Source organism: Frigoribacterium sp. NPDC087798 (assembly GCF_044742985.1).
Taxonomy (GTDB): Bacteria; Actinomycetota; Actinomycetes; order Actinomycetales; family Microbacteriaceae; genus Frigoribacterium.
This window is the reverse complement of the sequence record NZ_JBIUVP010000003.1, coordinates 128,011-151,693: the sequence shown is the minus strand read 5'-3', so window position 1 is coordinate 151,693 and position 23,683 is coordinate 128,011. Positions and strand designations below refer to the sequence as shown.

Genomic DNA, 23,683 nt, shown 5'->3' with positions numbered 1-23,683 from the left:
GCACCTGCACCTGCACCTGCACCTGCACCTGCCCAACACCGCAAGCTTCTGCCGCCGCTAAGAAGACACCCGATCAAGGCCGAAATCAGCACCGTGCCACTCCAGCAGGAACCTGCCTGCCGTTACCGGCACAAGGAAGCTCACCAACACCATCTGGGCGAGACCACTGTCAAATTCCCGCGTCGGGGGAGTGATGCAGGAAGACGAGTAGCACCGTTTCACGTGAAACGTCCCACCACACCACCCTCACATGACGTTCCTGTCCACCCAACAAGATCCGCCCCTACCGCCAAAGGCAGGGGCGGTCGATGTTTCACGTGAAACCGATGCCGGTCAACGCTGAGGGCAATCAGTCACGACTCCTGGTCGTGTCCCAACTGGCCGAGGATGCGATTCAGGTCCTGCATGGACGCGAAATCGATGGTGATCGACCCCTTCCGAGCGCCCAAGGACACCTTGACCCGCGTCTCGAACCGGTCACCGAGGGTCTCGGCCACCTCGTCCAGATGAGCCTGGTGCTTGCCGGGAGTGGCCGTGCGCGTCGACTTCGGCTTCGCGCTGCCACCCGCAGCGATGGCCTCGGCAGCTCGCACGCTGAGGTCTTCATTGACGATGCGATCCGCGAGACGAGCCATGAGGACCGGATCACCCGTGCTCAGGATCGCCCGAGCGTGGCCTGCGGTGAGGACGCCGGAGGCGACTCGCCGTTGGACGGCTGCCGGCAACCTCAGCAGCCGCAGGGTGTTCGTGATCTGGGGGCGGCTCCGACCGATGCGGGTCGCCAGTTCATCCTGGGTGATGCCGAAGTCGGCAAGAAGTTGCTGATAAGCGGAGGCTTCTTCGAGGGGGTTGAGCTCGGCGCGATGCAGGTTCTCCAGCAGGGCATCCCGCAGCATCGCGTCGTCGGCGGTGTCTTTGACGATGGCGGGGATCGTCGCGAGCCCCAGCTCTTTGGTCGCTCGCAGGCGCCGCTCGCCCATGACCAGCTCGTACTGTGCTGCTCCCTTGCCGCCGTTCTTGATCGGGCGGACGACGATGGGCTGCAGTACGCCCACCTCTCGGATCGAGGTCACCAACTCAGCGAGCTCTTCAGCGCGGAACTCGGCCCGAGGCTGCTGCGCGTTCGGAGTGATGTCCAGCGGATTAAGGTTGGCGAGACGAGCGCCCGGCACGGCGATGAGTTCGTCGGCCGTCTGCTGTGCCGTCGGGAAGAAGACGTCGACCGGGCGGTCCTGGCTCTCGTCGGAGACGGGGATGAGGGCGCCGATGCCGCGCCCGAGACCGGTTCGCTTGGTTGCCATTACTGGGGTGCTCCTCGACGTGCTAGTTCGGCGGCCGCCTCGAGGTACGAGATCGACCCGGGGGAGTTGGTGTCGTAGCTGATGACGGTCTGCCCGTAACCGGGGGCCTCACTGATCCTGACGGACCGGGGTATGAGAGTGTTCAGTGCCTCATCAGGGAAATGCTCGCGAACGTCGGCGACGACCTGCTGAGCAAGGTTCGTCCGGCCGTCGTACATCGTCAGCAGGATGCTCGACACCTTGAGCTTGGGGTTCAGGTGCTTCTCGATCAACTGGATGTTGCGCAGCAGCTGGCTCAACCCCTCGAGTGCGTAGTACTCGCACTGGATGGGGATGAGTACTTCACTGGCTGCGACGAACGCGTTGATCGTGAGCAACCCGAGCGACGGAGGGCAATCGATGAAGACGTAGTCGTAACGATCGCCGGCGTCCTCGGTCTTGCTGAGGTACTCGGACAACGCCCTGCTCAGTCGTTGCTCGCGAGCGACGAGTGAGACGAGTTCGATCTCGGCGCCGGCGAGATGGATGGTCGCGGGGATGCAGAAAAGCGTGTCGAACTCCGGGCTCTTCTGGACGACGTCCGCTACCTCGCCGTCGTTCACCACGACGTCGTAGACACTCGGGGTCTCTGCCCGGTGTTCCACACCGAGGGCCGTGGAGGCGTTGCCCTGGGGATCGAGATCGATGACCAGAACCTTGGCCCCACTCCGCGCAAGGGCGGCGGAGAGATTGACGGTGGTCGTGGTCTTGCCGACACCGCCTTTCTGGTTCGAGACGGTGATCACTCGGGTCGAGGCGGGCGACGGGAGCGGTTCGCGAGACAGGGCCTTCTTACGACGGTTCAGGTCGGCAAGCTCTCGAGCCAGGGGAGTGCTTCTGTCGTCGTCAGCCAAGGAACTCACTGAGGGTCTCCGTATCGCCATGTTTCACGTGAAACGACCTACCCGGAGGTGTGATCACGCCGCTGCGAGGCGGCACGGTGATCATCGGGGATCGGAGACCGAGTCTATCGGCAGGCCCCGACAAAGACGGGGACCCGAGGTCCGCGTGCCTGCCTAACCACTTCGGTCGACACGGAGCGCAAACCCCCGAGTAGTCGAACATGGCCTGGTCAAAGCCACATTACCGTCACTCACTTAGACCAGTCAGTCCAAGGTGGCGATGAACACCCGGGTCGTCTCGTCGACGAGCCCAACGCCCAGTTCACGAGCCTCGACGTCGATGAGGTGGTGGCGGGCGATCACCTTGCGGGCGGCGGCGATCTCGTCGTCGACCCGAGCGCCCTTCATCAACAGCAGCTGCCCCCCGGTCTTCACCAGAGGCGCCGTCAGCGGGATCAACTTGGAGAGGGCCGACACGGCTCGAGCGGTCGCCTGGTCAAGCCACCCGTCCAGCTGCACGTCCTCGGCACGGGCACGGACGACCTCGACGTTGTCGAGCCCCATGCGATCGGCTTCAGCCGTCAGCCAGTCGACGCGCCGTTCCATCGGCTCGATCAGGACGAGCGTGGCGTCCGGACGAGCAGCAGCGAGCACGAGTCCCGGGAGGCCGGCACCCGACCCGATGTCCCCGACGCGACCCGCGACCAGCAGAGGTGCCAGCAAGCCACAGTTGACGACGTGGCGGGTCCAGAGACGCGGCAGCTCGAGCGGTCCGATCAGGCCGAGTTCTTCGCCGTGCTGGGCTAGGTCGGCCACATAGCGGCGAACGACGTCGAGCCGGTCGCCGAAGATCGTCGCCGCGACGGCGGGCTCGACCTCGAGGGTCGACGTGTCGGTCATGTCGTCCGGCTCAGGGACGCGTGATGACGGTGTGACGGTCGCGGCCTTCGCCCTCGGACTCCGAGGTGAATCCCCGCGCCGCGACGATGTCGTGCACGAGTTTGCGCTCGTAGGACGACATGGGGGGCAGGGCCGCCGAGGTGGCGCCGTCCTCGAGCTTCGAGACCGCGTGGTCGACCAGGCGGCCGAGTTCCGTCTCGCGAGTGGCCCGGGATCCCCCGATGTCGAGGATGAGGCGAGAGAACTCACCCGTCTTGGTCTGCACCGCGATGCGGGTCAGCTCTTGGAGGGCGTTGACGGTGTCGGGCTTCGACAGGACGCGCAGCTTCTGCTCACCGCTCGAGTCGACCGAGATGTACGAACGACCACCGCGGACCTCGATGTCGATGTCGCCGTCGAAGTCGCAGATGTCGAGCAGCTCTTCGATGTAGTCGGCGGCGATGTCGCCCTCGTCGAGGACGTCGGCGGCGTCGTCCGAGGCGACCTGCGCCTCCTCGGTGCCGTTCGAGACGACGGCGTCGTCGTTCTCGGCGGCGGGCTCGACGATGTCGGTCGTGGAGTCGTCAGAGGTCATTTCTTGGGGCCGTTCTGTTTCTTGGAGCGGTTCTTGCCGACGGGTTGGGTCCGCTGGGTCGTCTTCGGCACGGCAGGCGCCGACTCGATCTCGGTCACGGTGATGCTCGGGAGTCCCTTGCGCTGCTGCTTGCGCGCGAGGCGCTCTTCACGCGCCAGGGCGGCTTCGCTGCCAGGGGTGGGCATGTTGCGGATGACCAGGAACTGCTGGGCCATGGTCCAGACGTTCGAGGTGAGCCAGTAGAACATGACGCCGAGGGGGAACGACAGGCCCGAGAAGACGAACACGAGGGGGAGGAAGTACAAGAGCATGCGCTGCTGCTTGAACATGGGGCTCGCCTTGGTCTCGGGCGACATGTTCTTCGAGACGATCTGCAGCTGCGTGATGAACTGCGAGGCGGTCATGATGACCACCATCGCTCCGGCCATCAGGCGGACCTCCCATGTGGTGGCACCCAGGAAGGTCTCTTTCAGGGGGGCGCCGAAGAGAGCCGACTCACCGAACGAGTTCGAGAGCGCCGCGTTCAGCAGGCCGATGCCCACCTTCTCTTGCTGCGCGTTGTGCAGCACGGTGTAGAGGCTGAAGAAGATCGGCATCTGGATCAGCAGGGGCAGGCACGAGCTGAGCGGGTTCGTCCCCGTGTCCTTGTAGAGCGCCATGGTCTCGCGCGACATGGCCTCGCGGCTGAACTGGTCGCGCTTGCCCTTGTACTTGTCCTGGATCTTCTTGAGCCGGGGCGCGATCTCCATCATGCGTCGCTGGCTCTTGATCTGGCGGACGAAGATCGGGATGAGGCACGCCCGGACCACGAGGACCAGGCCGACGATCGAGAGCACCCACGTGCTGCCGGCCGCGGTGTCCATGCCGAACGCCGTGAGGACGTTGTGGAAGCCGACGAGGATCGCCTCGACGACCCATCTCAGGGGCCAGAGGATGGTGCCGATGAAGTCCATGGTGTTCGGGTCAGCCCTTTCCGTGGCTCTGTGCGGCGATGCGGCCCGTCCCGAGGAGGTCGGGGGCGGTGGTGCCGGATCGCGGTGTCACGAAGCCGGACTTCGTGACGCGGTACTTCTGTGTGCGGGGCTCGGGGACGTCGTCGACGCCTCCGGCTGCCCAGGGGTGACACCGGGCGATGCGCCAGCTGCCCATGGCCACGCCCCGCACGACGCCGTGCAGCTGGATGGCCTCGAGGGCGTACCGGGAACACGACGGGTAGTAGCGACAGACGTCGCCGTAGAGCGGGGAGACGACGGCGCGGTAGACGCGGAGGATGAGGACGCACGCGTTGCGGGGAAGCAACGCGACGAACTGCACCGCTCTTGTCACGCTCTCACGCCCCTGTCGACCACCTCGGAGATGTCCGACAGCAGGGTAGACCACGCAACGTCGGGGCTGCCTGGCAAGGCTCTGATCACGACGTCGAGCCCGCCGGGGATCGTCGGCAGGAGTTCGTGGCACACCCCCTTGAGCCGGCGCCGGACCGTGTTGCGGACGACCGCGTTGCCCACGGTCTTCGCCACGATGAAACCGAACCGGACCAGCTCGTCGTCACGACGCCGCACGTAGACGACCGAATGCGCCGTGCCCGACTTGCGGCCACGGCGCACGGTGGTTCGGTAGTCGTCTGCGCGGACGATCCGGTTGGCCCGGGCCAACACGGAAGTGGCTACGCCGAGAGCTCGGTGCGGCCCTTGCCACGACGGGCGGCGAGGATCGCGCGGCCGGCACGCGTACGCATGCGAGCACGGAAACCGTGCTTCTTGGCCCGACGACGGTTGTTCGGCTGGAACGTTCTCTTGCTCATGGTGGTCCTCCAGGAAAGCGGACCAGGCCTGTTGCCACGATCCGAGAAGTCTTGTACAGCCAACGCGGCTGAAATCAACTGATTAAAAGTACGCGTGATCGGAGCCCGGGTCAAACGGCCGCTTCCCAGGAGGTTTGTCCACAGTGTTGAAAACTCTGATTGCGGACTCCACACCCCGTCGAACTAAGGTGGGTACTTCTCGCGGTACTTCCGCGTGACTACGGGGAACACGCAGCGATCCCGGCCCGAACGGCGCCAACCGATCGGTGGAGAAAGCTGTGCATAACTCGTCCCGCACTCGTACCCTTCGAACACCGTCGGGTGAACGCGACCCGCACGCGGAGGCGGCCGGATCCGTCCGCTGCCGAACCGCGAGAAAGAGACTCCAGTGGCGCACACCGTCGACCCGGTCCAGGACCTGTGGCGTTCCGTCCTCGCGACGCTGACGACCGACGACCGCATCACGCCGCAGCTGCACGGCTTCATCAGCCTCGTGGAGCCCAAGGGCGTGCTGGGCGGCACCCTTTACCTCGAGGTGCCCAACGACCTGACCCGCGGCATGCTCGAACAACGGATCCGTGAGCCCCTGCTCGAGTCCATCGCCGGGTTGGGCGACACCTCCGTCTCGAGCTTCGCCATCACCGTCAACCCCGACATCACCCCGGACACCCTCACGCAGCAGGTCGAGCAGTCGGAGCCGGTCCACTACATCGAGGCGCCCTTCGTGCCGGCGCCCGTCGAGACGAGCGCGAGCGGGAAACGCAACGACTCCCGCCTGAACCCGAAGTACAGCTTCGACAACTTCGTCATCGGTGCGTCGAACCGATTCGCCCACGCCGCGGCCGTCGCCGTCGCCGAGGCTCCGGCCAAGGCATACAACCCGCTCTTCGTCTACGGGGAGTCGGGGCTGGGCAAGACCCACCTGCTGCACGCCATCGGCCACTACGCCGAGACCATGTACCCGGGGATCCGGGTCAGGTACGTCAGCAGCGAGGAGTTCACGAACGACTTCATCAACTCGATCGCCAACAACCGGTCGAGCCTCTTCCAGCAGAGGTACCGAGAGATCGACATCCTGCTGATCGACGACATCCAGTTCCTGCAGGGCAAGGACAGCACCCAAGAGGCGTTCTTCCACACCTTCAACACCCTGCACGATCACGACAAGCAGCTGGTGATCACCAGCGACCTGCCGCCGAAGCACCTCACCGGCTTCGAGGACCGCATGCGTTCGCGCTTCGAGTGGGGCCTGATCACCGACGTCCAGGCTCCCGACCTCGAGACCCGCATCGCCATCCTGCGCAAGAAGGCCCAGAGCGAGAAGCTGCAGATCCGCGACGAGGTCCTCGAGTTCATCGCGACCAAGGTGTCGAGCAACATCCGTGAGCTCGAGGGCACCCTCATCAGGGTCACGGCCTTCGCCAGCCTGAACCGCACCGCCGTCGACCTGGCCCTCGTCCAGACCGTCCTCAAGGACCTGATCACGCTCGACGAGGACAACATCATCGCGCCGGTCGACATCATCAACCACACCGCGGACTACTTCAAGCTGACGGTCGACGACCTCTACGGATCGTCCCGCTCACAGGCCATCGCCACGGCCCGCCAGATCGCCATGTACCTGTGCCGCGAACTCACGAGCCTGTCACTGCCGAAGATCGGACAGCTGTTCGGCAACCGCGACCACACGACGGTCATGTACGCCAACAAGAAGATCAGCGAACTGATGAAGGAACGCCGGTCGATCTACAACCAGGTGACCGAACTCACCAGTCGCATCAAGCAGGACACCCGTTACAAGTGACGGGACGGCGGGCCAGGCCGGCCCGTCCTCCACGACCGTCCCGTCCGGGCGCCGACCACGTGTCGGTGCCCGTTCGTCGTTCCAGGGGGCGCTCGACGGGTCTGAGGGGGCCCTGGGGAGTCACGTTCCACACAGTGTGGATAACTTGTGGAAACTCGTGGATAACCGTGTCGACCTTGTTCACGGATCCGGGGGACCTGTGGGATCCCACTCGGAGCGACCGGCAGACCCCGAGCATTCTTGTCATTCGGTTCCACACGCCGTCCACAAGTCACACGCGTGTAGTTCCGCCGAGCCCCGGGGTTTTAAACAGGTTATCCACACTGTGCACAACGGTTAAGACTGTTAATCCTGGTTACAAGAAATTGATGGAGAGACAACCTTGTGGATCGATCCGGGCCCGGAGCCTCGGCTTTCGCCTCCCGGAAGGGCGGACCCCGATGCTGTGCCACTATTAACCGGCCATCCACGAGAGCGAAGTCGATAGGGGTCCCCGCGTGAAGTTCCAGGTCAACCGTGACGTCTTCAGCGATGCGGTCTCCTTCGCCGTCAAGCTGCTGCCCCAGCGCACCACCTTGCCGATCCTCAGCGGTGTCCTGATCGAGGCCGACGCCGACGGGCTCACCCTGTCGTCCTTCGACTACGAGGTCTCGGCCCAGACGAGCATCCCCGCCGAGATCGACGAACCGGGCACGATCCTGGTCTCCGGCCGACTGCTCGCCGACATCGCCAGCCGTCTGCCGAACGCGCCGGTCACCTTCTCCACCGAGGAGAACCGCATCTCGGTCAGCTGCGGATCCGCGAACTTCTCCCTGCTGAGCATGCCGGTCGAGGAGTACCCGACCCTGCCGACAGTCGGCGACCGTTCGGGCGTCGTGCCCGGCGACTCCTTCGCCCTCGCCGTCTCCCAGGTCGCGGTGGCGGCATCCCGCGACGACGTCACCCCGGTCATCACCGGCGTCCAGCTCGAGGTCACCGAGAACGCCCTCTCGCTCGTCGCCACCGATCGTTACCGCGTCGCCGTCCGAGGCATCGAATTCGATCCCGGCACCGTGGCGAGCACGACCACGACGACGGCTCTCGTCCCCGCACGCACGCTGCAAGAGGTCGGCAAGACCTTCGGCAACGCCGGCACCGTCTCGGTCTCGATCACCGGATCCGACGAGCGCGAGCTCATCGCGTTCCAGGCGGACAACAAGACCGTCACCTCGTTGCTCATCAAGGGGAACTTCCCTCCGGTGAAGCGTCTCTTCCCCGACACCGTCGAGAACTACGCCGTGATCAACACGGCCGAGCTCGTCGAGTCGGTCCGCCGCGTCTCGCTCGTCCTCGAGCGCGAGGCGGCCCTCAGGTTCACGTTCACGATCGACGGCCTCACCCTCGAGGCCATCGGAAGCGAACAAGCGCAGGCGTCAGAGTCGATCGATGCGTTGTTGACGGGAGAGGACACGGTGGTCTCGTTGAAACCGCAGTTCCTCCTCGACGGTCTCGGAGCAGTTCATTCCGAGTTCGTCCGCATCTCCTTCACCAAGACGGAGAACCCGAACAAGCCCGGTCCCGTGCTGATCACCAGTCAGTCCTCGAAAGACCAGGCCGGTGCTGACAGCTACAAGTACCTGCTGCAGCCCAACCTCCTCCTGCGCTAAGAGCGCTCTGCCAGCAACGGTGCCGCCTCCGGGCCCCACCGCCACGAACAAAGGAACCTCATGCACATCGGCCTCGTCGGTCTCGGCAAAATGGGCAACAACATGCGCGCCCGCCTGCGCGACAGCGGCATCGAGGTGACCGGTTACGACGCGAACCCCGCCGTCTCCGACGTCGCCAGCCTCGCCGAGCTCGCCACCACGCTCCCCGCCCCCCGCATCGTCTGGGTCATGGTTCCCGCGGGCGACATCACCGCCGGCGTCATCGAAGAGCTCTCGAACGAACTCTCCGAAGGCGACCTGGTCATCGACGGCGGCAACTCGAAGTTCACCAGCGACTTCGCCAACGAGAAGCTCCTCGGCGGCAAGGGCATCAAGTACGTCGACGCCGGCGTCTCGGGCGGCGTCTGGGGCAAGGACAACGGCTACGGCCTCATGGTCGGTGGTTCCGCCGAGAACGTCGCCCTGGCGCAGCCGATCTTCGACGCCCTGCGTCCCGAGGGTCCTCGCGAAGAGGGCTTCGTCCACGCGGGCGACACCGGCGCGGGTCACTACGCCAAGATGGTCCACAACGGCATCGAGTACGCGATCATGCAGGCCTACGGCGAGGGCTACGAGCTGCTCGAGGCCCGAAGCGACCTCATCAAGGACGTCACCGGCACCTTCAAGGCCTGGCAGCGCGGCACCGTCGTGCGTTCCTGGCTGCTCGAGCTCATGGTCCTCGCCCTCGAGGCCGACCCCAAGCTCGCCGAGATCTCGGGTTACGTCGAGGACAGCGGCGAGGGTCGCTGGACCCTCGAAGAAGCCATCAACCACGCCGTGCCGATGCCGACGATCAGCGCGTCGATCTTCGCGCGCTTCGTCTCGCGTCAGGGCGAGGGTTCGCCGACGATGAAGGCCGTCGCCGCACTGCGCAACCAGTTCGGCGGCCACGCCGTCAAGAAGGCCTAGCGCCTCCACCGGCCCGCGTGCGAGTACTGCATCTCAGCCTGACGGACTTCCGCAACTACACGTCTGCCGAAGTCAGCCTCGCGCGCGGGCCGAACCTCTTCGTCGGCAGCAACGGCCAGGGGAAGACCAACCTGGTCGAGTCCCTCGGCTACCTGTCGAGTCTCGGATCCCACCGGGTGTCGTCGGATTCGGCTCTCATCCGCCAGGGACGCGATTCGGCCGTCGTGCGGGCGCGACTACTCGCCGACGAGCGCGAACTGTTGGCCGAGGTGCAGATCAACCGGTCGTCGCCGAACCGGGCGCAGGTCAACCGGGGGGCCATCAAGCCTCGCGAGCTTCCGCGCTACTTCACGAGCGTCCTCTTCGCTCCCGAGGACCTCGCGCTCGTCCGCGGCGAGCCGTCCGGTCGTCGTCGTTTCCTCGACGAACTCCTGGTGGCTCGGTCGCCCCGGTTCGCCGGCGTGCAGACCGACTACGACCGGGTGCTCAGACAACGCAACACGCTCCTGAAGTCGGCCCGCGCCTCCGGGGTGAAGGCCGGCCAGCTCGGCACGCTCGACATCTGGGACGAACGTCTCGTGGCCCTCGGCAGCGAACTCGTCGTCGCGCGTGACCGGCTCGCGGCCGACCTGGCCCCTGAGGTGGCCCGTGCCTACGCCGCGGTGGCGGGAGCGGACCACGCCGCACACCTCTCGACGGTGCTGAGCATCCGGGGCGCGACACCCGACGACGAGACGACCGCGGCCGAGGGGCCGACCGAGTCCATCCCCGCCGACCAGGTGCCCGACGTCTTCCGTCAGGCGCTGGCCCGTGTCCGACCGACCGAGCTCGAGCGGGGGCTGACGCTCGTCGGGCCGCACCGCGACGACCTCTTCCTCTCGCTCAACGGGCTCCCCGCGCGCGGCTACGCCAGCCACGGCGAGTCCTGGTCGTTCGCCCTCGCGCTGAAGCTGGCCTCGGCCGCCGTGGTCCGGGTCGACTCGCCGACGGGCGACCCGGTGATCGTGCTCGACGACGTCTTCGCCGAACTCGACGGATCCCGTCGCGAACGTCTGGCCGACGCCGTCGCCGACTACGAGCAGGTCCTCATCACGGCGGCGGTCGAGGGCGACGTCCCCTCACGACTCAAGGCCCATACGGTCCGGATCGCCAAGGGGACGATCCTCGACGACGCCCCCGCCGTCGACGGTCCGGGCGACGACGCGGTCGTCACCACGGTGGCCGGCGACGAGGGGCCCGGCGACGAGGGGCTCGGCGACGCCGAGGAGGCGCGGTGAGCGTCGACGACGCACCGCAGCTTCCGGCGTCCACGCCACCCGCGCCTCCTGAGCCCGAGGCGCAGCCCGACAGCGAGGCCCAACGGGTCTATCTGCGGTTCCGCCGGGTGTTCGGCGACCCCAACTCGCGGTCGCGCGACGCCCGGAAGCGCAAGTCGATCAAGTTGGGCTCCCCGAGCCAGCCGTTCGGCACGGGACGCGAGCCCCGGGGCATCGCCGACGTCCTCTCGGCCGTCACCAACGAACTCGGCTGGAACAGCCCGTTGGCCCAGTCCGAGCTGATGACCGCGTGGCCCGACATGGTGGGGGCGGAGCTGGCCGCGCACTCGGATCCGGTCTCGATCGACGACGGCACGTTGACCGTCCAGTGCGACTCGACGGCGTGGGCGACGCAACTGCGGCTGATGCGCACGCAGGTCACGACGACCATCGTGAAGAGGTACCCGGACGCGGGCATCCAGTCGGTGCGTTTCCTGGCACCCAACGCCCCGACCTGGAAACGCGGCCCCAGATCGGTTCCAGGGCGGGGCCCTCGCGATACTTATGGTTGACGAGGGTGAATCGTCCAAGTGCGGTGGGAAAATCCGTCTGAGGGCGGATTTCGTCCCGCGGCGGACAGGCCTGCGGTAGACTCGGAAGGTCGTCCGAGGGCCGCCCAGACAGCGGTCGCGACCGGTCGGCACATCTTCGTCCCGTCCGGCAGGAGCCCCCACGCACATGTCAGCTGATCCCACCGACGCCCAGCCCGACGACACCTACGGCGCCAGTGCGATCCAGGTCCTCGAGGGTCTCGAGGCCGTGCGCAAGCGTCCCGGCATGTACATCGGGTCGACGGGGCCCCGTGGTCTGCACCACCTGGTCTACGAGATCGTCGACAACTCGGTCGACGAGGCCCTGGCCGGCCACTGCGACCACATCGAGATCACCATGCGCGAGGACGGCGGCGTCCGCGTCGTCGACAACGGTCGCGGCATCCCGGTGGACGTCCACCCCGTCGAGGGTCGGTCGACCGTCGAGGTCGTCCTTACCGTGCTGCACGCCGGCGGCAAGTTCGGCGGCGGCGGTTACGCCGTGTCGGGTGGCCTGCACGGCGTCGGCAGCTCGGTCGTCAACGCCCTGTCCAGCGAACTCGACGTCGAGGTCCGCCGACAGGGCAACGTCTACCGCCAGAGCTTCACCGACGGCGTGCCCGTCGCGCCGCTGGCCAAGGGCGAAGAGGACGACACGACCGGCACGACGATCACGTTCTGGCCCAACTCCGAGATCTTCGAGACCGTCGAGTTCGACTACGAGACGCTGCGCACCCGGTTCCAGCAGATGGCGTTCCTCAACAAGGGCCTGCGCATCGAGCTCAGCGACGAGCGCGTGCAAGCGGACGACGCCGAGCCCCGCCACGACGTCTTCCACTACGAGAAGGGCCTCGTCGACTACGTCGAGTACCTGAACACGACCAAGAAGGTCGAGACCGTCCACGACGACATCATCGCCTTCGAGCAGGAAGACACCGAGAAGAAGATCTCGCTCGAGGTCGCGATGCAGTGGAACACCTCGTACCAAGAGAGCGTCCACACCTACGCGAACACGATCAACACCCACGAGGGCGGCACGCACGAAGAGGGGTTCCGTGCAGCGCTGACCACGCTGATCAACCGTTACGCGCGCGAGAAGAACTTCCTCAAGGAGAAGGACGACAACCTCTCGGGCGACGACGTCCGCGAGGGCCTGACGGCCGTCATCTCGATCAAGCTCGGCGAGCCGCAGTTCGAGGGCCAGACGAAGACCAAGCTCGGCAACACCGAGGCCAAGTCGTTCGTGCAGAAGGTGGCCGGGTCGCAGCTGAACGACTGGTTCGACCGCAACCCCAAGCAGGCCGCCGAGATCGTCCGCAAGGGCATCCTCGCGTCGCAGGCCCGTCTGGCCGCGCGCAAGGCCCGTGAGCAGACCCGCCGCAAGGGCGTGCTCGAGTCGAACGGCATGCCCGGCAAGCTCAAGGACTGCCAGAGCAAGGACCCCTCGCGCAGCGAGATCTTCATCGTCGAGGGCGACTCGGCCGGTGGCTCGGCCGTCCAGGGGCGCAACCCCGAGACCCAGGCGATCCTCCCCCTGCGGGGCAAGATCCTCAACGTCGAGAAGGCCCGTCTCGACCGTGCCCTCGGCAACAACGAGGTGCAGGCCATGATCAAGGCCTTCGGCGCCGACATCGGAGAAGACTTCGATCCCGACAAGGCGAGGTACCACAAGATCGTCCTGATGGCCGACGCCGACGTCGACGGCCAGCACATCACGACGCTGTTGCTCACCCTGCTCTTCCGCTACATGCGGCCGCTGATCGACCTCGGCTACGTCTACCTGGCGCAGCCGCCGCTCTACAAGCTCAAGTGGAGCAACGCCAGCCACGAGTACGTGTACAGCGACGCCGAGCGCGACGCGGTGCTCGTGTCGGGTCGCGCGGCCGGCAAGCGCATCCCGAAGGAGAACGCGATCCAGCGTTACAAGGGCCTCGGCGAGATGGATTACAAAGAGCTGTGGGAGACCACGATGGACCCCGACACCCGCACGCTGCTGCAGGTGACGCTCGAGGACGCCGTGGCCGCGGACACCATCTTCGACACCCTGATGGGCGAGAACGTCGAGTCGCGCCGCAACTTCATCCAGCAGAACGCGAAAGACGTCCGCTTCCTCGACATCTGATGCGCGCCTCCGGCTGATCCGGAGCACGCCCGCGCCCCGACGAGCACCACGGGGCAGACCACGACAAACGGAGAATCATGGCCGACGAGCCGACAGACACCCCCGAGGGCACCGACGCCGAGGGTGCCCAGACCTTCGCCGAGGCACCGAAGCGCGACAGCATCGAGCAGGTCGACCTCCAGCTCGAGATGCAGCGTTCGTACCTCGACTACGCGATGAGCGTCATCGTCGGCCGGGCCCTGCCCGAGGTGCGTGACGGCCTCAAGCCCGTGCACCGCCGCGTCATCTACGCGATGTACGACGGTGGCTACCGCCCCGATCGCGCGTTCTCGAAGTGCTCGCGCGTGGTCGGCGACGTCATGGGCCAGTTCCACCCGCACGGTGACACGGCGATCTACGACGCGCTGGTGCGTCTCGTCCAGCCGTGGAGCCTGCGCTACCCGCTGGCGCTCGGCCAGGGCAACTTCGGCTCGCCCGGCAACGACGGCGCCGCCGCCCCGCGGTACACCGAGACCAAGATGGCCCCGCTCGCGCTCGAGATGGTGCGCGACATCGACGAGGACACCGTCGACTTCCAGGACAACTACGACGGTCGCACGCGCGAGCCGGCCATCCTGCCCAGCCGGTTCCCCAACCTGCTGGTCAACGGCTCGGTCGGCATCGCCGTCGGCATGGCGACCAACATCCCGCCGCACAACCTCCGTGAGGTCGCCTCGGGCGCACAGTGGTACCTCGAGAACCCCACCGCGACGCGTGAAGAGCTGCTCGAGGCGCTCATGCAGCGCGTCAAGGGCCCCGACTTCCCGACGGGGGCACAGATCCTCGGGGTCCGGGGCATCCAGGACGCCTACCGCACGGGCCGCGGTTCGATCACGATGCGTGCCGTCGTCAACGTCGAGGAGATCCAGGGTCGTACCTGCCTCGTCGTCACCGAGCTGCCCTACCAGGTCAACCCCGACAACCTCGCGATCAAGATCGCCGAGCTGGTCAAGGACGGCCGCATCGGCGGGATCGCCGACATCCGCGACGAGACCTCCGGTCGCACGGGACAGCGCCTGGTCATCGTGCTGAAGCGCGACGCCGTCGCCAAGGTCGTGCTGAACAACCTCTACAAGCACACGAGCCTGCAAGAGAACTTCGGCGCGAACATGCTCGCGATCGTCGACGGCGTTCCCCGCACGCTCGCGCTCGACGGCTTCATCTCTGCGTGGGTCGACCACCAGATCGACGTCATCCAGCGCCGCACGCGTTTCCGTCTGAAGAAGGCCGAAGCCGACGCGCACATCCTGCGCGGCTACCTCAAGGCGCTCGACGCCCTCGACGAGGTCATCGCGCTCATCCGCCGGTCGCCGACCGTCGAGGAGGCGCGCGCGGGTCTCATGGACCTCCTCGACGTCGACGAGGTCCAGGCCTCGGCCATCCTCAACCTGCAGCTGCGTCGCCTGGCCGCCCTCGAGCGTCAGAAGATCCAGGACGACGCCGACAAGCTCGAGCGCGAGATCGCCGACTACCAGGACATCCTGGCCAAGCCGGAGCGTCAGCGCACCATCGTCAGCGACGAGCTCGCCGAGATCACCGACAAGTACGGCGACGACCGTCGCACCGAGATCATGTTCGGCTTCGACGGCGACATGAGCGTCGAAGACCTCATCCCCGAAGAAGAGATGGTCGTCACCATCACCCGGGGTGGCTACGTCAAGCGCACCCGCAGCGACAACTACCGCAGCCAGCACCGGGGCGGCAAGGGCGTCCGCGGAGCACAGTTGCGAGCCGACGACGTCGTGGACCACTTCTTCGTGACGACCACCCACCACTGGCTGCTGTTCCTCACGAACAAGGGTCGGGTCTACCGCGCCAAGACCTACGAGCTGCAGGAGGCCGGCCGCGACGCCAAGGGCCAGCACGTGGCCAACCTGCTCGCCATGCAGCCCGACGAACAGATCTCGCAGGTGCTCGACATCCGCGACTACGAGGTCGCGGACTACCTCGTGCTCGCCACCCGCGACGGCCTGATCAAGAAGACCTCGCTGACCGAGTACGACACGAACCGCACCGGCGGCATCATCGCGATCAACCTGCGCGACGACGACGAACTCGTCTCGGCTCTGCTGGTCGACGAGCACGACGACCTGTTGCTCGTCTCGCGTCACGGCATGTCGCTGCGCTTCACGGCCACCAACGAGTCGCTGCGCCCCATGGGTAGGTCGACCTCGGGCGTGAAGGGCATGACCTTCCGTGACGACGACACGCTGCTCAGCGCCTCCGTCGTCGGTGAAGAGGGCTACGTCTTCGTCGTCACCGAGGGCGGCTACGCCAAGCGCACGGCCGCCGACCAGTACCGCGTCCAGAACCGTGGCGGTCTCGGCATCAAGGTGGCGAAGCTCGCGGAGGCGCGGGGAGACCTCGCCGGTGCCCTGATCGTCGGCGAGGACGACGAGGTGCTCGTGGTGCTGTCCGGCGGCAAGGTGGTCCGCTCCGCCGTCTCCGAGGTGCCGGCCAAGGGCCGTGACACGATGGGCGTCGTCTTCGCCCGCTTCGCGAGCGACGATCGCATCATCGCCGTGGCCCGCAACAGTGAGCGCAATCTCGCGGCCGAGGTCGACGAGAGTGCGGACGCCGTGGCCGAGGCCGTAGTGTCTGTCGAGTCCGTCGAGTCCGTCGACGCCGACACCGAGATCCCCACGACCGACGTCACGTCGGTCGATGCCGAGTCGACCGACGACGAGGCCCCCGGAACCGCCGGAGAGGAAACGAACAATGAGTAGTGTCGCCGAGAGACTGCAGAAGAAGGCGAAACGACCGTCCGGCACCAAGCAGGTCCGCCTCAAGCTGGTCTACATCGACTTCTGGTCGGTCGTGAAGCTTGCCTTCCTGATCTCGGTCGCGATCGGCATCATCACGGTCGTCGCCACCTTCCTCATCTGGGCGATCCTGAACCAGACCGGCATCTTCGACGACCTCGACGCCCTGCTGCGGGACATCCTCGGCGACTCGAGCTTCTCGATCCAGGACACCTTCAACGTCGGCCAGATCATGCTCTTCTCGATCGTGGTGGCCATCCTCAACGTGGTCGTCGGCACGGTCCTCGGGGCCATCGTCGCCGTCCTCTACAACCTGAGCGTGCGCATCACCGGCGGTCTCCTCGTCGGATTCACCAACAACTGATCCACCATTCGAGTCGGTTGAACCCGCCGATTCGAGTTCGCCGTCGTGGTGCTGTAGGCTTTACGACGGTCCGGGGGCTATAGCTCAGGCGGTTAGAGCGCTTCGCTGATAACGAAGAGGTCATAGGTTCAAGTCCTATTAGCCCCACGCAGTACCGGTCTCACATCACGGGCGTCTCCTGACGCGCAGGGTGGTGAGATCGTGCTCGTTCCCCCGGTGACCGGGGGGTCGGGGCCTTAGCTCAGTTGGTAGAGCGCCTGCTTTGCAAGCAGGATGTCGGGAGTTCGATTCTCCCAGGCTCCACTGGATTGCCTTGCCCCTGTCCGCTGACTCCGTCAGCGGACAGGGGCAATTCTCTTGTGCTGGTCTGGGGGCCCTCCGGGCCCGTGTCGGCTTCGCCGACGTGCGTGCAACGTTGGGCCCAAGGCAGTGTCTGTGCTGGTGCTGGTGCTGGTGCTGGTGCTGGTGCTAGGGCCGGATCAGCGTCGAATGCTGCAGTCGTCGGGGGCAGGGACGACGAAGGGCCCGCCTCCGGGGAGGCGGGCCCTTCGTGGGGGGTGTAGGGGACTACGCCTTGGTGTCGGCGTCGTCGTCGGCGACCCAGAGCTCGTCGTCGGCACGGAGCGTCTGCACGGCCGCGAACACGAGGGCACCGAGAGCGATGACGCCCACGCCGATCAGCAGGACGCCGCCGACGCCGGGGCCCGACTTCTGCTGGCGCGGCACGTACTTCGCCGCGGCCTTCTTGCCCTGCTTCTTGGCGTTCTTCACGGCCTTCGCGACCTTCGGGTCGTTCGCGAGGTCGAGGTTGCCGAGAGCCGACGAGAACGCCGGGTAGACGTCGTGCTTCAGGCGGTCCTGAGCGACCGACGCGTAGTGCGACCCGGTCGAGAGGCCCTGCGAGACCACGGGGCGGACGTTCGAGTCCACCGCGTGCTTGATCTGGGGGACGACCTTCTTGTTCGCGATCTTGACGGCGTCGTCGCGGTAGCCGCCGATGACCTTGCCGGCGTGGTCGATCACGCCGCGCTGCTCACCCCACACCGCCACAGCGTGCTTCTTGAACTTCTTGAGTTCTTTCTTCTGCTTGCGTGACAGGGCCATGAACGTTCCTCCAACGAGTAGGCAGTGGAGCCAGAGTTGCTGGCCCGTCCCAGTGTGGCACGGAGGTTCCTGACAGGTCACGGAACGGTGCCTGGGGAGTCGCTGGTGCGCAGAGGTGGCTGTGGAAGAATGACGACATGTCAACGCACACCGCTGTCGCCACCCTCACCACCAACCACGGCACCATCAAGGTGAACCTCTTCGGCGACCACGCCCCGAAGACCGTCGCCAACTTCGTCGGCCTCGCCACCGGTACCAAAGAGTGGACCCACCCGGCCACCGGCAAGGTCAGCACCGACAAGCTCTACGACGGCGTCGTCTTCCACCGCATCATCAAGGACTTCATGCTGCAGGGCGGCGACCCGCTCGGCCAGGGCGTCGGCGGGCCCGGCTACCAGTTCGACGACGAGATCCACCCCGAGCTGAACTTCAACGCCCCCTACATCTTCGCGATGGCCAACGCCGGCTCGCGCGGCGGCAAGGGCACCAACGGTTCGCAGTTCTTCATCACGACGGTTCCGACCCCGTGGCTGCAGGGCAAGCACACCATCTTCGGCGAGGTCGCCGACGACGAGTCCAAGAAGGTCGTCGACGCGATCGAGGCCGTCAAGACCGACGCGCGCGACAAGCCCCTCGAGGACGTGGTGCTCGAGAGCGTCACCATCGACGAGGTCTAGGTGACCGATCCGCACGACCGCTCGAACTTCTGCTACCGGCACCCCGACCGGCAGAGCTTCGTCCTCTGCCAGAGGTGCGGTCGCACCATCTGTGGCGAGTGCCAGACGCCCGCCGCGGTGGGGGTCCACTGCCCGGAGTGCGTGAAGGAGGCGCGGGGCAACGCACCGCGCCTCCAACCGCAGGTGGTCGGTCGGGTCCGTAGCGCGTCTCGGCGTGGCGCCCCCGTCGTCACCTACGGCATCATCGGCGTGACCGTCGCGGTGTTCCTCTTGCAGCTCGTGACCGGGACGGGCAACGGCGTGGTCACACGGGCCCTGGCGTTCTACCCGCCGCTCGAGATCGTGCAGCCCTGGCGTGCCGTCACGACCATGTTCGTGCACGGGAGCATCCTGCACATCCTCTTCAACATGTACTCGCTGTACATCTTCGGGGCAGAACTCGAACGTCAGTTGGGGCGAGGTCGGTTCGCCGCCCTCTACTTCCTTTCGGGGATCGGCGGCTCGGCCGCTGTCGCCCTCCTGGCGCCGGGAAGCTTCGTGGTCGGTGCCTCCGGGGCCATCTTCGGCCTCATGGCGGCGTTCTTCGTCATCGCCCGCAGCCTCGGTGGTCGCAGCATCCAGCTCCTGGTGCTGGTCGGCATCAACCTCGCGATCGGGTTCATCGTGCCCGGCATCGCGTGGCAGGCCCACCTCGGGGGCATCGTCGTGGGCGGGGCGATCGCGTTCCTGTTCTCGAAGACCCGTCACCGGTCGAAGCACGCCGTGCAGATCGCGGTGCTCGTCGCGATCGGCGTGATCGTCGTCGCGGTGCTCCTGGCCAGATCGGCCCAACTGGTCGGGCTGTTCTAGACCACCCGGACGGTCAACGACGAGAGGCGGCTCCCCATCGGGGAGCCGCCTCTTCTCGTCGGCCGATTCGATCTCACCCGCCGGAGTTATCCACAGGAAAGTTATCCACAGGGTTTCCCACAATGGGGATAGTTACAGGCGTGTAAGTTCGAAGGTGCGTTCTAGCGCCACCGGGTGGTCATCAAGAACCCGATGAACATGATCCCGAAGCCGACCAAGATGTTCCACGAGCCGAGCGATGCCACCGGGAGGGTGCTCTGGCTGACGTAGAACACCACGATCCAGGCGAGACCGACGAGCATGAAGCCGAACATGACCGGCTTGAACCACACGGGGTTCGGCGCGTCCTCTGCGGTGCGGGCGGGCTTCGTGCTGCGGTTCGTGTCTTTGGCCATGGCGCACAGTGTACCGTGAGGCCCTTTTCGGTCCTGGGAGGGTCGCCACGTCCGTCCCCGGGTACGCGCGCGTTCTCCACATGCTCTCCACACGTTGTCCACCGGTGGCCGCCACAGTCTCCGGGGGAGCGGAGCCCGCCTAGAATCGAGTCATGACGGACCACGGGGGCGAGGCCCAGCTCTCGAGACGCACGAAGCGTCGCCGTCGATCCCGCGCCTCCTTCGTCAGCGTCCTCGGAGAACTGCTCATCACGGCCGGCGTCCTGGTGCTGCTCTTCATCGGGTGGCAGCAGTGGTTCAACGACCTCGTCGTCGCCGACGCCCACAAGGGCGAGGCGGCACGGCTGAGCGAGCAGTTCGACCAGGCGGCGACTGCGGCCCCCGAGCCGTCGTCCGACGGCTCGTACGGTGAGCCGCCCGTGGGGGCGGCGCCCGGCGAGGCCGAGGAGTTCGCCAACTTCTACGTCCCACGGTTCGGCGCCGACTACGCGGTCCCGATCGCCGGGGGGACGAGTACCGTGCGAACCCTCAACAAGATCGGCATCGGCCACTACGACGAGACGCAGATGCCCGGCCAGGTCGGCAACTTCGGCATCGCCGCCCACCGGACCACCTACGGGGCGCCGTTCAACGAGATCGCCGACCTGCAAGAGGGCGACAAGATGTACGTCCAGACCCAGGACGGCTGGTTCACGTACTCGTTCCGCAACCTGCAGTACGTCCAGGCCACGCAGGTCTCGGTGCTGCAGCAGGTGCCCGACGCTCCCGACGTGTCGGCGACCTCGGGCGACCGCCTGATCACCCTGACGAGTTGCAATCCGATGTTCACCGCCCAAGAACGCATCGTCGCCTACGGTGTGTTCGACTCGTGGCAGCCGCTGTCGGCCGGCGCACCCGCCGAGCTCGCCGCTGCCGGAATCGGAGGCTGACCGTGTACGCCGCCCTCTGGCGCATCCTGCCCGGACCCTGGTGGGTCAGGCTCGTGCTCGTGCTCGTCCTGATCGCCGCCGTGCTGTTCGCCCTCGTCGAGTGGGTCTTCCCCTACGTCAACGAACTCCTGCCCACCCCCGACGTCACCGTGGAGCAACCATGACGCGCATCCTCGTCCTCGACAACTACGACAGCTTCGTCTACACGCTGAACGGGTACCTCCAACAGTTGGGCGCCGAGACAGACGTCGTCCGCAACGACGCGTTCGACGCGGCCGACACCGCCGACCGCATCGCCGAGTACGACGCCGTGCTGCTGTCGCCCGGCCCGGGGACCCCCGCTGCCGCCGGCGTCTCCATCGACGTCGTGCACGCCGCCCTGGCGGCCGACAAGCCGCTGCTGGGCGTCTGCCTCGGGCACCAGGCCATCGCCGAGGCGCTGGGGGCCACCGTGACGCACGCCGACGAACTGATGCACGGCAAGACGTCGAAGGTCGAACACGACGACAGCGCGTTCTACGACGGGGTCCCGCAGCCGTTCACCGCGACGCGGTACCACTCGCTCGCCGTGGTGGACGAGACGGTGCCCGAGACGCTCGAGGTGACCTCGCGCACCACGGGCGGCGTCATCATGGGCCTCCAGCACCGTTCCGCGCCGGTCTACGGCGTGCAGTTCCACCCCGAGTCGGTGCTGACCCAGGGCGGCTACCAGATGATCGGCAACTGGTTGTCGGTCGCCGGCTTGCCGGGGGCAGCCGTGACGGCCCGGGGGCTCGACCCGCTCGTCGACCTGGGCTGAACGTCCGAGCCCGTCGTCCGGACGTCGAAGTCCGAGCGTCGTGCTCCCGGCGTCTCGCTCCGAGCGTCGAACTGGCTTCGTCGGACCTCGGCGTCCCTCCGTGGCTTTTGCGAGGGCTCAGCCGGTGCAGATGCGCAGGGTGACCGCCGAGCCCTGAGCCACGTCGCCGGGCGGGACGCTCATGCCCGACACCGTCTCACCGGTGCAGCCGGGGTCGGCCTGCGGGGTGACCGCCAGACCGAGCTGGTCGCGCAGGGTCGTGATGGCTTCTTCTGAGGGCTGGCGGGTGACGTCGGGAAGCTGCACGAGACCGTTGGACACCACGATGTCGACACCCGAGCCGAGGGCGACCTGGGCAGCCGCTGCCGGATCGGACGAGAGGACGGACCCCTCGGGAACGGTGGGCGAGTAGTCGGAGCTCTGCTGGCCCCGTTCGAGACCAGCATCGGTGATGGCCTGCCAAGCGGCGTCGACGGTCTGACCGGTGACCGACGGCATGGCGACGAGTTGGGGCCCCGACGAGACGGTCACCGTGACGGCGAATTCTTTCGGGACGGACGTGCCGGGCTCCGGATCGGTCGACACGATGTCGCCGGCATCGATCGTCGGGCTGGTGGCGTCGGCACGGACGACCGTCAGGCCCAGGTCGTCGAGGCGGGCGGATCCGGTCTCGAAGCTGACCCCGACCAGGTCGGGGATGCGGGACGACTGGGCGTTGTCGACGGTGGGAGGCGTGAGGTTGACCACCCAGAAGACGACGGCGACGATGACGACGGCCACGAGCACGATGCCCGCCCAGATCCAGGCGACGGGCGGCCGGGTCTGCGTTCGTTGGGGCCGTCCGGTGTCGTCCGACTGCAGTTCTTTCAGCGCGGCCTCGCTGCCCGCATTCGCGTGCGGGTTGACGCCGAAGAGCGTGGAGCCGGCGTCGACCGCGTGCGGCCGGCGGGCCGGAGCACGACCGGCGCCCGCGGCTTCGAGGTCGTCGCGGAACTCGGCGGCGCTCTGGAAGCGGTCGAAGCGGTCTTTGGTGAGCGCGTGCAGGACGACGGCGTCGAGCGCCGGACTGACCTGTCGCTCGAGCGTGCTCGGGGGGACGGGAGGCTCGCTGACGTGACGGTAGGCGACCGCGACGGCGCTGTCGCCGGTGAAGGGCGGCTTGCCCGTGAGCAACTCGAAGAGCATGACGCCGGTCGAGTAGAGGTCGGTGCGGGCGTCGACGGTCTCGCCGCGCGCCTGCTCGGGGCTGAAGTACTGCGCGGTGCCGAGGATGGCCGTCGTCTGCGCGACGGTGGCCGCCGAGTCGCTGATGGCGCGGGCGATGCCGAAGTCCATCACCTTGACCTGGCCCGAGTTGGTCAACATGACGTTGCCGGGCTTGATGTCGCGGTGGACCACGCCCGCCCGGTGCGAGTACTCGAGGGCCGTCAGCACGCCCGAGGTGACCCGCACGGCCTCGTCTGGGTCGAGTGGGCCTTCGGCGACGATGTCCTTGAGCAGACGCCCCTCGACGTACTCCATGACGATGAAGGGGACGACCACGTCGAGCCCGCGGCGGTCGCGGACGACCTCTTCGCCGGCGTCGAAGACCCGGACGATGGTCGGGTGGGCCATGCGGGCGGCGGCCTGGGCCTCTTGGCGGAACCTCGACCGGAAGGCCGGATCGGTCGCGAGGCTGGGCTTCATCAGCTTGACGGCGATCTTGCGGCCGAGTCGGGCGTCGGTGCCGACGTGGACGTCGGCCATGCCACCGCGGCCGATCAGGTCACCGATCTGGTACCGGTTGGCGAGGAGATGGATGCTCTCTCTCACACCTTCAGCCACGCCTGTTCTCCCAACGACCCACCCCTGTCTGGCGACACGGTCGGAGCCAGTGTACCGGGGCGGTAGCCCCCGGACTGGGTACGGACCTAGGCCGAAGGGATGATTGTCAGGGCTT

Annotated in this window: 24 protein-coding genes and 2 tRNA genes; 15 read left to right on the top strand and 11 right to left on the bottom strand. The window is 66.8% G+C overall.

Features of this window, described 5'->3' with window-relative positions; genetic code table 11:
* Window positions 1-353: 353 nt before the first annotated feature.
* From ACIOSR_RS10580 to rpmH, 8 genes are all read right to left on the bottom strand, one after another.
* A complete protein-coding gene (locus tag ACIOSR_RS10580) occupies window positions 354-1,301 on the bottom strand; it encodes a ParB/RepB/Spo0J family partition protein (RefSeq protein ID WP_159828383.1) in 948 nt (315 codons plus the stop codon).
* A complete protein-coding gene (locus tag ACIOSR_RS10575) occupies window positions 1,301-2,224 on the bottom strand; it encodes a ParA family protein (RefSeq protein WP_402752576.1) in 924 nt (307 codons plus the stop codon). The genes ACIOSR_RS10580 and ACIOSR_RS10575 overlap by 1 nt, the downstream gene beginning before the upstream one ends.
* A 222-nt stretch (window positions 2,225-2,446) precedes the next feature.
* Complete coding sequence (rsmG, locus tag ACIOSR_RS10570; RefSeq protein ID WP_056044233.1) at window positions 2,447-3,082, bottom strand: 16S rRNA (guanine(527)-N(7))-methyltransferase RsmG; 636 nt, start codon at window positions 3,080-3,082, stop codon at window positions 2,447-2,449.
* A gap of 10 nt (window positions 3,083-3,092) precedes the next feature.
* The gene (locus tag ACIOSR_RS10565) at window positions 3,093-3,656 is read right to left on the bottom strand and encodes a protein jag (RefSeq protein WP_402752575.1); all 564 of its coding nucleotides are present in this window, start codon (window positions 3,654-3,656) and stop codon (window positions 3,093-3,095) included.
* Entirely contained in the window at window positions 3,653-4,609 is a 957-nt protein-coding gene (gene yidC, locus ACIOSR_RS10560) for a membrane protein insertase YidC (RefSeq protein ID WP_056044230.1), read from the bottom strand. Before yidC ends, ACIOSR_RS10565 begins: the two co-directional genes overlap by 4 nt.
* Before the next feature lie 10 nt (window positions 4,610-4,619).
* Window positions 4,620-4,982 (bottom strand): membrane protein insertion efficiency factor YidD, encoded by a 363-nt coding sequence (gene yidD, locus ACIOSR_RS10555; RefSeq protein WP_082460104.1) that lies wholly within the window; start codon window positions 4,980-4,982, stop codon window positions 4,620-4,622.
* Complete coding sequence (gene rnpA / locus ACIOSR_RS10550; RefSeq protein WP_056044228.1) at window positions 4,979-5,314, bottom strand: ribonuclease P protein component; 336 nt, start codon at window positions 5,312-5,314, stop codon at window positions 4,979-4,981. Before rnpA ends, yidD begins: the two co-directional genes overlap by 4 nt.
* A gap of 8 nt (window positions 5,315-5,322) precedes the next feature.
* Window positions 5,323-5,460 (bottom strand): 50S ribosomal protein L34, encoded by a 138-nt coding sequence (gene rpmH, locus ACIOSR_RS10545; RefSeq protein ID WP_043595303.1) that lies wholly within the window; start codon window positions 5,458-5,460, stop codon window positions 5,323-5,325.
* A gap of 388 nt (window positions 5,461-5,848) precedes the next feature.
* Here rpmH and dnaA point away from each other — a divergent pair, with 388 nt between their 5' ends.
* The 10 genes from dnaA (at window position 5,849) to ACIOSR_RS10495 (ending at window position 17,294) form a co-directional block, all read left to right on the top strand.
* Complete coding sequence (gene dnaA, locus ACIOSR_RS10540) at window positions 5,849-7,264, top strand: chromosomal replication initiator protein DnaA (protein WP_056044226.1); 1,416 nt, start codon at window positions 5,849-5,851, stop codon at window positions 7,262-7,264.
* Window positions 7,265-7,761: 497 nt separating this feature from the next.
* Window positions 7,762-8,910 (top strand): DNA polymerase III subunit beta, encoded by a 1,149-nt coding sequence (gene dnaN, locus ACIOSR_RS10535; protein WP_056044224.1) that lies wholly within the window; start codon window positions 7,762-7,764, stop codon window positions 8,908-8,910.
* Between the two features lie 60 nt (window positions 8,911-8,970).
* On the top strand, window positions 8,971-9,858 hold the full coding sequence (gene gnd / locus ACIOSR_RS10530) for a phosphogluconate dehydrogenase (NAD(+)-dependent, decarboxylating) (RefSeq protein WP_056044222.1): 888 nt from the start codon (window positions 8,971-8,973) through the stop codon (window positions 9,856-9,858).
* A gap of 17 nt (window positions 9,859-9,875) precedes the next feature.
* Complete coding sequence (recF, locus tag ACIOSR_RS10525; protein WP_402752574.1) at window positions 9,876-11,135, top strand: DNA replication/repair protein RecF; 1,260 nt, start codon at window positions 9,876-9,878, stop codon at window positions 11,133-11,135.
* Window positions 11,132-11,686 carry a DciA family protein gene (locus ACIOSR_RS10520; RefSeq protein ID WP_173154046.1) on the top strand — a complete coding sequence of 185 codons (555 nt, stop codon included), beginning with the start codon at window positions 11,132-11,134 and terminating at the stop codon, window positions 11,684-11,686. Before recF ends, ACIOSR_RS10520 begins: the two co-directional genes overlap by 4 nt.
* A gap of 166 nt (window positions 11,687-11,852) precedes the next feature.
* On the top strand, window positions 11,853-13,826 hold the full coding sequence (gene gyrB, locus ACIOSR_RS10515) for a DNA topoisomerase (ATP-hydrolyzing) subunit B (RefSeq protein ID WP_402752573.1): 1,974 nt from the start codon (window positions 11,853-11,855) through the stop codon (window positions 13,824-13,826).
* A 77-nt stretch (window positions 13,827-13,903) separates the two neighbouring features.
* Window positions 13,904-16,591: a DNA gyrase subunit A gene (gene gyrA / locus ACIOSR_RS10510; protein ID WP_056044217.1), complete on the top strand. Its 2,688-nt coding sequence runs from the start codon at window positions 13,904-13,906 to the stop codon at window positions 16,589-16,591.
* On the top strand, window positions 16,584-16,991 hold the full coding sequence (locus ACIOSR_RS10505; RefSeq protein ID WP_043595295.1) for a DUF3566 domain-containing protein: 408 nt from the start codon (window positions 16,584-16,586) through the stop codon (window positions 16,989-16,991). The genes gyrA and ACIOSR_RS10505 overlap by 8 nt, the downstream gene beginning before the upstream one ends.
* A gap of 73 nt (window positions 16,992-17,064) precedes the next feature.
* Window positions 17,065-17,138: transfer RNA gene (locus ACIOSR_RS10500), tRNA-Ile, on the top strand.
* A gap of 83 nt (window positions 17,139-17,221) precedes the next feature.
* Window positions 17,222-17,294: transfer RNA gene (locus tag ACIOSR_RS10495), tRNA-Ala, on the top strand.
* Between the two features lie 264 nt (window positions 17,295-17,558).
* On the opposite strand, the gene ACIOSR_RS10490 is transcribed toward ACIOSR_RS10495, so the two are convergent.
* On the bottom strand, window positions 17,559-18,095 hold the full coding sequence (locus ACIOSR_RS10490) for a hypothetical protein (RefSeq protein ID WP_123571109.1): 537 nt from the start codon (window positions 18,093-18,095) through the stop codon (window positions 17,559-17,561).
* A 137-nt stretch (window positions 18,096-18,232) separates the two neighbouring features.
* Here ACIOSR_RS10490 and ACIOSR_RS10485 point away from each other — a divergent pair, with 137 nt between their 5' ends.
* Both ACIOSR_RS10485 and ACIOSR_RS10480 read left to right on the top strand, forming a co-directional pair.
* Complete coding sequence (locus tag ACIOSR_RS10485) at window positions 18,233-18,772, top strand: peptidylprolyl isomerase (RefSeq protein WP_056044214.1); 540 nt, start codon at window positions 18,233-18,235, stop codon at window positions 18,770-18,772.
* Window positions 18,773-19,621: a rhomboid family intramembrane serine protease gene (locus tag ACIOSR_RS10480; RefSeq protein WP_159828368.1), complete on the top strand. Its 849-nt coding sequence runs from the start codon at window positions 18,773-18,775 to the stop codon at window positions 19,619-19,621.
* A gap of 161 nt (window positions 19,622-19,782) precedes the next feature.
* Here ACIOSR_RS10480 and ACIOSR_RS10475 read toward each other — a convergent pair whose 3' ends face one another.
* Window positions 19,783-20,016: a cell division protein CrgA gene (locus ACIOSR_RS10475; protein ID WP_043595289.1), complete on the bottom strand. Its 234-nt coding sequence runs from the start codon at window positions 20,014-20,016 to the stop codon at window positions 19,783-19,785.
* A gap of 152 nt (window positions 20,017-20,168) precedes the next feature.
* On the opposite strand from ACIOSR_RS10475, the gene ACIOSR_RS10470 reads away from it, so the two are divergent.
* The 3 genes from ACIOSR_RS10470 to ACIOSR_RS10460 are packed head-to-tail and all read left to right on the top strand — an operon-like array spanning window position 20,169 to window position 21,744.
* Window positions 20,169-20,945, top strand: coding sequence for a class E sortase (locus ACIOSR_RS10470; RefSeq protein ID WP_159828366.1), 777 nt, complete (start codon window positions 20,169-20,171; stop codon window positions 20,943-20,945).
* A 2-nt stretch (window positions 20,946-20,947) separates the two neighbouring features.
* Complete coding sequence (locus ACIOSR_RS10465; protein WP_173154031.1) at window positions 20,948-21,109, top strand: hypothetical protein; 162 nt, start codon at window positions 20,948-20,950, stop codon at window positions 21,107-21,109.
* Entirely contained in the window at window positions 21,106-21,744 is a 639-nt protein-coding gene (locus ACIOSR_RS10460) for an aminodeoxychorismate/anthranilate synthase component II (RefSeq protein ID WP_123571112.1), read from the top strand. The genes ACIOSR_RS10465 and ACIOSR_RS10460 overlap by 4 nt, the downstream gene beginning before the upstream one ends.
* 117 nt (window positions 21,745-21,861) lie before the next feature.
* Here the strand turns inward: ACIOSR_RS10460 and pknB are convergent, their stop codons facing one another.
* The gene (pknB, locus tag ACIOSR_RS10455; protein ID WP_123571113.1) at window positions 21,862-23,568 is read right to left on the bottom strand and encodes a Stk1 family PASTA domain-containing Ser/Thr kinase; all 1,707 of its coding nucleotides are present in this window, start codon (window positions 23,566-23,568) and stop codon (window positions 21,862-21,864) included.
* Between the last annotated feature and the right edge of the window lie 115 nt (window positions 23,569-23,683).